The 8964-nt window shown below is 77.0% G+C and carries 9 protein-coding genes and 2 riboswitches; of the genes, 7 read left to right on the plus strand and 2 right to left on the minus strand.

Features of this window, described 5'->3' with window-relative positions; genetic code table 11:
* Nucleotides 1-125 precede the first annotated feature (125 nt).
* Nucleotides 126-2210, plus strand: coding sequence for a SpoIIE family protein phosphatase (locus tag ACI79O_RS13410; RefSeq protein ID WP_456914386.1), 2085 nt, complete (start codon nucleotides 126-128; stop codon nucleotides 2208-2210).
* Between the two features lie 13 nt (nucleotides 2211-2223).
* On the opposite strand, the gene ACI79O_RS13415 is transcribed toward ACI79O_RS13410, so the two are convergent.
* Both ACI79O_RS13415 and ACI79O_RS13420 read right to left on the minus strand, forming a co-directional pair.
* Nucleotides 2224-2631, minus strand: a complete 408-nt coding sequence (locus tag ACI79O_RS13415; RefSeq protein WP_456886425.1) for an ATP-binding protein — start codon at nucleotides 2629-2631, stop codon at nucleotides 2224-2226.
* Between the two features lie 117 nt (nucleotides 2632-2748).
* A complete protein-coding gene (locus ACI79O_RS13420; protein WP_456914387.1) occupies nucleotides 2749-4080 on the minus strand; it encodes a purine-cytosine permease family protein in 1332 nt (443 codons plus the stop codon).
* A riboswitch (TPP riboswitch) is annotated at nucleotides 4070-4182 on the minus strand. Its footprint overlaps the gene before it by 11 nt.
* 32 nt (nucleotides 4183-4214) lie before the next feature.
* Here ACI79O_RS13420 and ACI79O_RS13425 point away from each other — a divergent pair.
* The 6 genes from ACI79O_RS13425 to ACI79O_RS13450 all read left to right on the plus strand — a co-directional run bounded on the left by ACI79O_RS13425 (nucleotide 4215) and on the right by ACI79O_RS13450 (nucleotide 8809).
* Complete coding sequence (locus ACI79O_RS13425; RefSeq protein WP_456914388.1) at nucleotides 4215-4799, plus strand: thiaminase II/PqqC family protein; 585 nt, start codon at nucleotides 4215-4217, stop codon at nucleotides 4797-4799.
* Complete coding sequence (locus tag ACI79O_RS13430; RefSeq protein ID WP_456914389.1) at nucleotides 4796-5416, plus strand: TenA family protein; 621 nt, start codon at nucleotides 4796-4798, stop codon at nucleotides 5414-5416. Before ACI79O_RS13425 ends, ACI79O_RS13430 begins: the two co-directional genes overlap by 4 nt.
* A gap of 26 nt (nucleotides 5417-5442) precedes the next feature.
* Nucleotides 5443-5539, plus strand: a riboswitch (TPP riboswitch).
* Nucleotides 5532-6317, plus strand: a complete 786-nt coding sequence (gene thiM, locus ACI79O_RS13435) for a hydroxyethylthiazole kinase (RefSeq protein WP_456914390.1) — start codon at nucleotides 5532-5534, stop codon at nucleotides 6315-6317. It overlaps the preceding riboswitch by 8 nt.
* Nucleotides 6314-6949 (plus strand): thiamine phosphate synthase, encoded by a 636-nt coding sequence (thiE, locus tag ACI79O_RS13440; protein WP_456914391.1) that lies wholly within the window; start codon nucleotides 6314-6316, stop codon nucleotides 6947-6949. The genes thiM and thiE overlap by 4 nt, the downstream gene beginning before the upstream one ends.
* Nucleotides 6946-7761 carry a bifunctional hydroxymethylpyrimidine kinase/phosphomethylpyrimidine kinase gene (gene thiD, locus ACI79O_RS13445; protein WP_456914392.1) on the plus strand — a complete coding sequence of 272 codons (816 nt, stop codon included), beginning with the start codon at nucleotides 6946-6948 and terminating at the stop codon, nucleotides 7759-7761. Before thiE ends, thiD begins: the two co-directional genes overlap by 4 nt.
* 52 nt (nucleotides 7762-7813) lie before the next feature.
* Nucleotides 7814-8809 carry a GNAT family N-acetyltransferase gene (locus tag ACI79O_RS13450; RefSeq protein ID WP_456914393.1) on the plus strand — a complete coding sequence of 332 codons (996 nt, stop codon included), beginning with the start codon at nucleotides 7814-7816 and terminating at the stop codon, nucleotides 8807-8809.
* Nucleotides 8810-8964: the final 155 nt, after the last annotated feature.

The following is an 8964-nucleotide window of genomic DNA, read 5'->3' on the forward strand; positions in this document are numbered from 1 at the left end:
CGGGGCTCCGTGCAGGCGCCGCCGTGGTGTCGACTCCGGCACACCGGTTGTCCTCTCCCGTCCCGGCATGGGAGAAAGGACGGCGGACCGCCGCTCCCCCCGTACGAATGGACCTCCTCCGCCCCGTGACCGTCCCCGAGCAGCGTCCGGGGTCGCCGGGTGAGGCGCCCCGCCCGCTGTCCCTCCTCCCCGGCGACGCCGAGGCCAGCCGGCTCCGCTTCGAGCTGGCCATCGAGGCCGCGGGGATCGGCAGCTTCGACTGGGACCTGCGGACCGGCCGGCTGACCTGGGACGAGCAGCTGCTCGTGCTCTTCGGCTACCGGGACGAGGACTTCGACGAGACGCTCGACGCGTTCGCCGCGCGGCTGCACCCCGACGACCGCGACCGGACCCTGCAGGCGCTGCAGGAGGCGGTCGACACGTGCGGCACCTACGAGGCCGAGTTCCGGGTGGCGCTGCCCTCGGGCGACATCCGCTGGGTGCAGGGCCGCGGCCGCGCGCTGGCCGACTCCCGCGGCCGGGTCGTGCGGCTGCTGGGTGCCGCCCTCGACACGACCCGGCCGCGGGAGGGCGACGCCCGCGTCTCGCGGGTGCTCGAGACGATGCGCTCGGCCTTCTTCGCCCTCGACCGCTCGTGGCGGTTCACCTACGTCAACGCCGAGGCCGAGCGGGTGCTGCACCGCAGCCGCGACGAGCTGATCGGTGGCGCCATCTGGGACCTGTTCCCGGCCGCCGTCGGCAGCGACTTCGAGGAGAACTACCGCGCGGCGATGGAGCTCGGCCAGGAGCGGGTCTTCGACGCGTACTACCCGCCGCCGCTGGACGCCTGGTACGAGGTCCGGGCCTGGCCCGGCCCCGACGGCCTGTCGGTGTACTTCCTCGACGTCACCGAGCGCCGGGGCGCGGAGGAGCGGGCGCGGGCCAGCGCCGACCGGCTCGCCCTCGTCGCCGAGGTCAGCGCGCTGATGTCCACGTCGCTCGGCTCGGCGTCGGCGGAGCGGGGGGCGCTGCAGCGGGTGGCCGAGGCCGTCGTCCCCGTCCTCGGCGACTGGACGATCCTCACCCTCGCCGACGGCATCGACGGCCGGATGCAGGACGTCGCGAGCTGGCACGCCGACCCCGCGATGCGGCCGGTGGCCGCCGCCTACGCCGGGCTGCGGCTGGCCTCCATCGCGCCCGACGCGCCGGTGCTGCGGGCCCTGGAGTCCGGCCGGCTGCTGAGCGTCTCCGACGTCCCGGCCGTCGTCCGGCCGACCCTGCCCGAGGGCGAGGTGCGCGACCACTTCGACGCCCTGGCACCCCGCACCGGGATGGCGCTGCCGCTGCTCGCTCGCGGCCGCACGCTCGGCGCGCTGACCGTCTACCGCGGCGCGGACCGGCCGGCCGCCACCGCGGAGGACGTCGCCGCCGCGCGCGAGGTGGCCGACCGCGTCGCGCTCGCGCTGGACAACGCCCGCCTCTACGACCAGCAGCGACGGCTGGCCGAGGCGCTGCAACGCAGCCTGCTCACCGCGCCGCCCCAGCCCGACGACGCCGAGATCGTCGTCCGCTACCAGCCGGCCGTGCAGGTCGCCCAGGTCGGCGGGGACTGGTACGACGCGTTCCTCCAGCCCGACGGCGCGACGGTGCTGGTCATCGGCGACGTCGTCGGCCACGACACCGAGGCCGCCGCGGCGATGGGGCAGCTGCGCGGGATGCTGCGCGGCGTCGCCCACCGCGGGGACACCCCGCCCGACGCCGTGCTGGCCGAGCTCGACGCCGCCATCGACGCGCTGGGGCTGCACACGATGGCCACCGCGGTGGTCGCGCGGGTGGAGCAGACCCCGGAGCAGCGCGTGGCGGGGACGAACACGCTGCGCTGGTCGAACGCCGGCCACCCGGTGCCGCTGCTGCTCACGCCCGACGGCGAGGTGCACCGGCTCGGCGGGGACCGCGGCCAGCTCATGCTGGGCGTCGACCCGGGCGCGCACCGCACGTCCCGGCAGGTGGAGGTCCGCCGCGGCTCGACGCTGCTGCTCTACACCGACGGCCTGGTCGAGGGCCGCGACCTGCTGCTCGACGAGGGCATCGACCGGCTGTCCGCGGCGCTGGCCCAGCTCGCCGACCTGCCGCTGGAGCGGCTGTGCGACGCGCTGGTCACCCGATTGCAGCCCGAGGGCCTCCAGGACGACGTCGCCCTCGTGGCCATCCGCCTCCACTCCCAAGACTGAGCGCCAAGGGCGCTCACTGCGTGGGCAGGACCGCCCAGACGGTCTTGGCGTCGCCCTCGACGCACCAGCCGTGCGCCGCGGACAGCTCGGCGATCAGGTACAGGCCCAGGCCGCCCTGGCCGGGGTCGCGGTCGACGGCGGGCGTGGGCGGGGTGCCGGCGTCACCGTCGGAGACGGCCACGAGGAAGTCCTCCCCCGTGCGGCGGACCGCCGCCTCCACCTGCCCGCCGCCGTGGCGCAGCGCGTTCGAGGCCATCTCGTCGAGGACGAGCAGCAGCCGGTCGCGCACGTCACCCGGGCCGGTCACCTGGTCCGCCCGGCGCAGCTCGTCACGCATCCGCGGGAGCTCGGCGACGTCGGAGAGCCGCCAGGACAGGCCGTCCCAGGCGGGCGGCGGTGACGCCGACGGCCAGCCGGGCACGGCTGGTCCTCGTCTCACCGCTCTGCACCTCGCGCGTCCCGCCCACCGCTGGGCGTCGATGGCCAACACCTGCGTATGGCTCACGGCGGGCACCGGCAAACACGGGTGCGAGCAGCGTCACACCCCGGCGTGCGGGCGTCGGCGGCCGGTCACCACGACCGGCAGGGTCAGGACGGCGGCGACCGCCAGCCCGACCAGCGACGCCGACCAGCCGTTCCCCGGGTCGATGCCCAGGTCGGCCTGCCGGGCGGTCCACCACGCCGTCCAGCCCGAGCCCGGGCCCGGGAAGTACGTGGGCAGCGTGAGCTGGTGGGCGACGAAGCCGGCGGTCCACGGCAGCAGGTAGCGCGGCCGGGCCGGGGCGGTGTCGGAGGTGTCCCAGCGCCCGCGCGGGGTGAGCCAGTACGCCGTGATGAGCACCCCGGCCAGCGGCACGAACACCGCGCCGATGAGGAAGAGGAACGGCTCGTAGGCGGCGACGTCGAGGCCGAGCGCCAGCAGGGTGGCCACGGTGCCGACGGTGGCGGCGAGCACCCGCCGGTCGGCGCGGGCGACGACGTTCTGGGCCGACACCGCGGTCGAGTACAGGTTGGCGAAGGCCTCGTCGAGCTCCACGGCGACCAGCACGAGCACCGCCACCGCCCCCAGCGGCACCGCCAGCAGCGCGTCGATGACGTCGAACCCGGCGCTGCCGTACGCGGCCAGGGCCAGCACGCCGAGCACGAACATCACCACGGTGGCCAGGCCGTAGCCGACCGCCGCCCCGACGCCGGCGGCCCGTGCACCGCGCACGTGCCGGGTGTAGTCGGCGGCCAGCGGCAGCCAGGAGACCGGCAGGGCGATGACGATGTCGGCCGCCGTCCAGAACGACGTCGCCCCGCCGCCCTCGACCGGCGGCAGCGGCTCGGCCAGCACCTGCACGAACAGGTAGCCGACGGCGGCGAGCGCCGCCCACACCGCGTACCGCGCCAGCACCCGGACGACGCCGAGCGGGCGCAGCGCCATCGAGGTGGCCAGCACGCCGGCGGCGACGGCGAACGGCCAGCGCGGCGCGTCGAGCACCCGGGCCGCGGCCTCGGCGATGACCACGATCTCGAAGGTCGCCCAGCCCACGCACTGGACGAGGTTGAACGCCGTGGGCAGCCAGGACGTGCGGCGGCCGAGCAGCCCCCGCAGCAGCACCATCCCCGGCACGCCCTCCCGCGCCCCGGCCGCGGCGACCGCGCCGAGCAGCGTCGCGCCGACGACCGCGCCGACGACGATCGCGGCGACCGTGACCCCGAGCGGGCGCCCCGGCAGGACGACGAACACCGCCGCCACCGGCAGCAGCAGGCTGACGCCGAGGTTGGCCCACAGGCCCAGCGAGTCGGCCAGGCCGAGGGTGCGCGGTGGCGGGCCGTCGAGGGTGAGGGGGGCATCGGCCGCGCGGACGGTGCCGGACGTGCTCATGATCGCTCCCTACGCCGGCATTACCCGGTCAGGTTCCAGCGGTCGGCGGCGCGTCCAGCCGCCCTCTCAGCCCGGTCGACCCGAGCTCCCGCACATGGCGGCGTCACCCTAGCCACCCCGTAGGGTCGGCGGCCGTGCCGGTCGCCGACCTGCTCGCCCGCCACGCCGGCGCGTGGGGCCGAGCAACCCGCCATCCCTTCCTCGACGCCGTCCGCGACGGCACGCTGCCCCCGGCCGCGTTCGACACCTGGCTGGTGCAGGACGCGCACTTCCTCGCCGACCTGCTGCGCTTCCAGGCCCGGCTGCTGGCCCGTGCCCCGCGCCCGGCGCAGGGGGTGCTGGCCGGCGGGTGCGTCGCGCTGGTGGAGGAGCTGGACTGGTTCGCCCGGGTCGCCGACGGCCGCGGCCTGGACCTCGCCGCGCCGCGGCTGCCGGAGACCATCGCCTACGGCGACCTGCTCTACCGGCTCGACGCCGCCGACGTCGGCACCGCGCTGACCGCCCTGTGGGCGGTGGAGCGGGCCTACCTCGACGCCTGGCGCTCGGCGCGGCCGGGAGTCGAGCCCTACCGCGAGTTCGTCGAGCACTGGACCGTGCCCGGGTTCGCGTCCTACGTCGCCGGGCTGGAGACGGCGGCCGACGCCGCCGGCCCACCCGACGAGGCGGTGTTCCTCGAGGTCGCCGCCGCGGAGGCGGCGTTCTGGGGGATGGCCCGGTGACCCTCGCCGCCCGGCTGTGGGCCGACAGCGCCGACCTGGCCGCGGCCGCGCTGCGCCACCCGTTCGTCACCGGCACCGCCGACGGCACGCTGCCCCGCGGGCGCTTCGCCGGCTACGTCGCCCAGGACGCGTTCTTCCTCGAGGCCTTCGCCCGCGCCTACGCGCTCGGGGTGGCGCACAGCCGCGACCGCGCGACGCTGGAGGCCTTCGCCGACCTGCTGGCCGGCGTCCGCGAGGAGCTGCGGCTGCACGACGGCTACGCCGCCCGGTGGGGCATCGACCTGTCCGCCGTCGAGCCGGCGCCGGCCACGCTCGCCTACACGGACTTCCTGCTGGCCACCGCGGCGGTCGGCGACGTCGGGGAGGTGTGCGCGGCCATGACGCCGTGCATGCGGCTCTACGCGCACCTGGGGCAGTCGCTGGCCGGTTCGGCGACCGGGCCCTACCGCGAGTGGGTGGACACCTACGCCGACCCCGGCTTCGCGGAGCTCGCCGCGACGCTGGAGGCGCTGCTGGACCGCCTGGCCGCCGACACCCCGGCCGTGCGGCGGGCCTACCGGCGGGCGATGGAGCTGGAGCTGGGCTTCTTCGACGCCGCCTGGGGCCCGGCGGCCTGACCGGCCGACCTGGGGTACCGTCGCCGACCAGTGACACGGGGTGTCCGCCCTCCGGCGGACTGAGAGCACACCCGTCGAACCTGTCCAGGTCATGCTGGCGAAGGGATGTCACGGCGTGGATGCCGCATCGTTCACTGCTGTCCGTTCGGCGCTGCCCGGCGCCGCTCCGCTCGTGCACTGCCTGACCAACACGGTCGTGCAGACGCTGACCGCCAACGCGCTGCTCGCCGTCGGGGCGGCACCGGCGATGGTCGACGAACCGGCCGAGGCCGAGGGCTTCGCCGCCGTCGCCTCGGCCGTGCTGGTCAACGTCGGCACCGTCAACCGGCGCACCGCCGAGGCGATGCGGCTGGCCGCCCGCTCGGCCGCGGGCGCCGGCACGCCGTGGGTGCTCGACCCGGTCGCCGTCGGCGGGCTGGCGTTCCGCACGGAGCTCGCCGGAGAGCTTCTGGAGTCGCGGCCGGCGGTCGTCCGCGGCAACGCGAGCGAGGTCATGGCGCTGGCCGGGGCGGGGGAGGGCGGCCGCGGGGTCGACTCCACCGCCAAGGTCGACGACGCGCTCGACGCCGCGGTCGCACTCGCCGGGCGCACCGGCGGCGTGGTCGCCGTCAGCGGGGAGGTCGACGTCGTGACGGACGGGTCCCGCACCGTGCGGATCGGCGGCGGCTCGCCCCTGCTGACCCGCACCACCGGCGCCGGCTGCGCGCTCGGGGCCCTGGTCGCGGCCTACACCGCCGTGGCCGACGACCCGCTCACCGGCGCGGTGGCCGCGCACGCGCACGTCGCGCTGGCCGCCGAGGCCGCGGCCGCCCGCGCCGCCGGCCCGGGCACCTTCGCGCCGCTGTGGCTCGACGCGCTCGACGCGGTCACCGACCTCGGCCCGGCGCAGGTGAGCGGATGAGGTCCGCGTTCGACCCGGCGCTCTATCTGGTCACCGACACCGCGCTGGCCGGGTCCCGCGGGGTGCCCGACGTCGTCCGCGCGGCGGTGGCCGGCGGGGTGACCGCGGTGCAGGTGCGGGACAAGACGGCGTCGCGGCGCGAGCTCTTCCAGCTCACCCTCGCCGTCCGGGAGGTGCTCCCCGCGGGCGTCGCGCTGTTCGTCAACGACGCCGTCGACGTCGCGCTCCTGGCCGGCGCCGACGGCGTGCACGTCGGCCAGGACGACCTGCCGGCGGACGGGGTCCGCGCGCTGATCGGCCCCGACCGGCTGCTCGGCCTCTCGGTGGGCTCCGAGGACGACCTGGCCACGGCGCTGGCGCTGCCGCCGGGCACGGTCGACGTCGTGGGCATCGGGCCGGTGTGGGCCACGCCCACCAAGCCCGACGCCGGGACCGGGCTCGGGCCCGAGGGGGTGGCGGCACTGGCGGCGAAGGCGGCGGCCGCCGGGCTGCGGTCGGTCGCGATCGGCGGGATCTCCTCCGACCGGGCTGCGCTGGTCACCGGGGTCGACGGGATCTGCGTCGTCTCGGCGGTGTGCGCCGCCGACGACCCCGCCGCCGCGGCGCGGGCGCTGCGGGAGGCGCGTCGGTGACGCCCGTGGCGCTGACCGTGGCCGGCAGCGACCCCAGCGGCGGGGCCGGGGTCCAGGCCGACCTCAAGACCTTCAGCGCGCTGGGCGCCTACGGCACCGCCGTGCTGACCGCGCTCACCGCGCAGAACACCCGCGGCGTCACCGGCGTGCACCCGGTGCCGGCGGCGTTCGTGGGCGAGCAGATCGCCACCCTCCTCGACGACGTGACCGTGCACGCGGCCAAGACCGGGATGCTCGGCACCGCCGACGTCGTCCGCGAGGTCGCGGCCGCGCTGGCCGGGCGGGCGGCCGGACCGGTCGTCGTCGACCCGGTCATGGTGGCGACCAGCGGCGACCGCCTGGTCGACGACGACGCGGTCACCGCCGTGCGCGAGGTGCTGCTGCCGGTGGCCGACCTGGTGACGCCGAACGTGCCCGAGGCCGCCGCCCTGCTCGACGTGCCGCCCGCCCGGTCGGTCGACGAGCTGCCCGGCCAGGCCGAGGCGCTGCTCGAGCTCGGTCCCGGCGCGGTGCTGCTCAAGGGCGGCCACCTCGGCGGCGCCGACAGTGTCGACGTGCTGGCCACCGCCGACGGCGTCGTCCTCACCCGGCGGCCGCGGATCGACACCACCGCGACGCACGGCACCGGCTGCACGCTGTCCTCGGCGATCACCGCGCTGGTGGCCCGGGGGGTCGGCGGCCCGGCGCGGTGGGAGCCGGCGGTCGAGCAGGCACGCGACTACCTGCAGCGGGCGCTGAAGGGCGGGCGGTCGCTGGGCATCGGCTCCGGTGCCGGCCCCGTGCACCACTTCGCCGGCACCTGGCCCGCCTGAGCCGTCGTCCCGGCGCCGGAAACACGGTTGCCCGCCCGGTTACAACACACGGGTGGAGATCGTGGAGACCGGTCCGGACGACGCGCGGTTCGCCGCCTGGTGCGCGGTGTGGGCGGCGAGCCAGCGCGACGCCCGTCCCGACGAGGCGCCGCGGCCGGCGAGCGACCACGTGGCCCTGGGCCGGCAGCTGACCACCCCCGGCGGCTCGCGGACGGGCACCCACCGGGCCGCGGTCGTCGACGGCGCCGTCGTGGGCGCGCTGCGCGTGCTGCTGCCGGTGCGGGACAACACCACCGTCGCCTTCCTCGACGTGGCCGTGCACCCCGCCTCCCGTCGCCGCGGCATCGGCACCGCGCTGCTGGCGGAGGGCGCGCGGCTGGCCGCGGCGGCCGGCCGCTCGTCCCTGGTGAGCGAGGTCGACGAGCCGGGGCAGGGCACGCCCGGCCGCGCCTTCGCCCTGGCCCGCGGGTGGAGCTGCGACCTGCAGGAGACCCGCCGCGACCTGCTGCTCCCCGTGGCCGAGGAGCGACTGGCGGCGCTGGAGGCGGAGGCGGTCGCGGCGAGCGCGGGCTACGAGGTGGTCACCTGGCGGGACCGCACGCCCGACGCCCTCCTGGCGGACCGGGCGCTGCTCAGCCGGCGGATGTCGACCGACGCGCCGAGCGGGGACGTGCCGGTCACCGAGGAGGAGTGGGACGGCGCCCGGCTGCGGGAGCAGGAGGCGGTCGACCGCGCCCGTGGCCGCACGGTGCTGTCGGCGGGCGCGGTACGGAACGGCCGGCTGGTCGCCTTCACCGACCTGCACGTGCCGCTGGCGCAGCCCGAGCGCGCCAGCCAGAGCGGCACGCTGGTGCTGCACGAGCACCGCGGGCACCGCCTGGGCGCCCGCGTGAAGATCGCGGTGCTGCGCGACCTCGCCGCCACCCTGCCGGAGGTCCGGCGCATCAGCACCTACAACCTCGACGCCAACCGGCCGATGGTCGCGGTCAACGAGGCGCTGGGCTTCCGCCGCGCGGGCGGGCTGTCGACCTGGTCGACCCGCATCTGACCGGGTCACCGCTGACCTCGCCCGGGACGTCGAGATCACGTGATCTCGGCGCGGCCGGGGGCAGGCGTGGGTACCCCAGCACGAACACCAGCAGCAGGTGGGCCTTGCGGGCGATCAAAAGCCCCCCCACCCCCGACCCGGCCACCGTCGTGACC

It is taken from the genome of Geodermatophilus sp. SYSU D00696 (assembly GCF_054050235.1).

What these genes read in the sequence shown, in the direction of transcription:
- ACI79O_RS13420 (WP_456914387.1), bottom strand. Translation starts at nt 4,080, where the DNA reads ATGAGCACGTCCGGCACCGTCCGCGCGGCCGATGCCCCCCTCACCCTC.
- thiE (WP_456914391.1), top strand. Translation starts at nt 6,314, where the DNA reads ATGAGGTCCGCGTTCGACCCGGCGCTCTATCTGGTCACCGACACCGCG.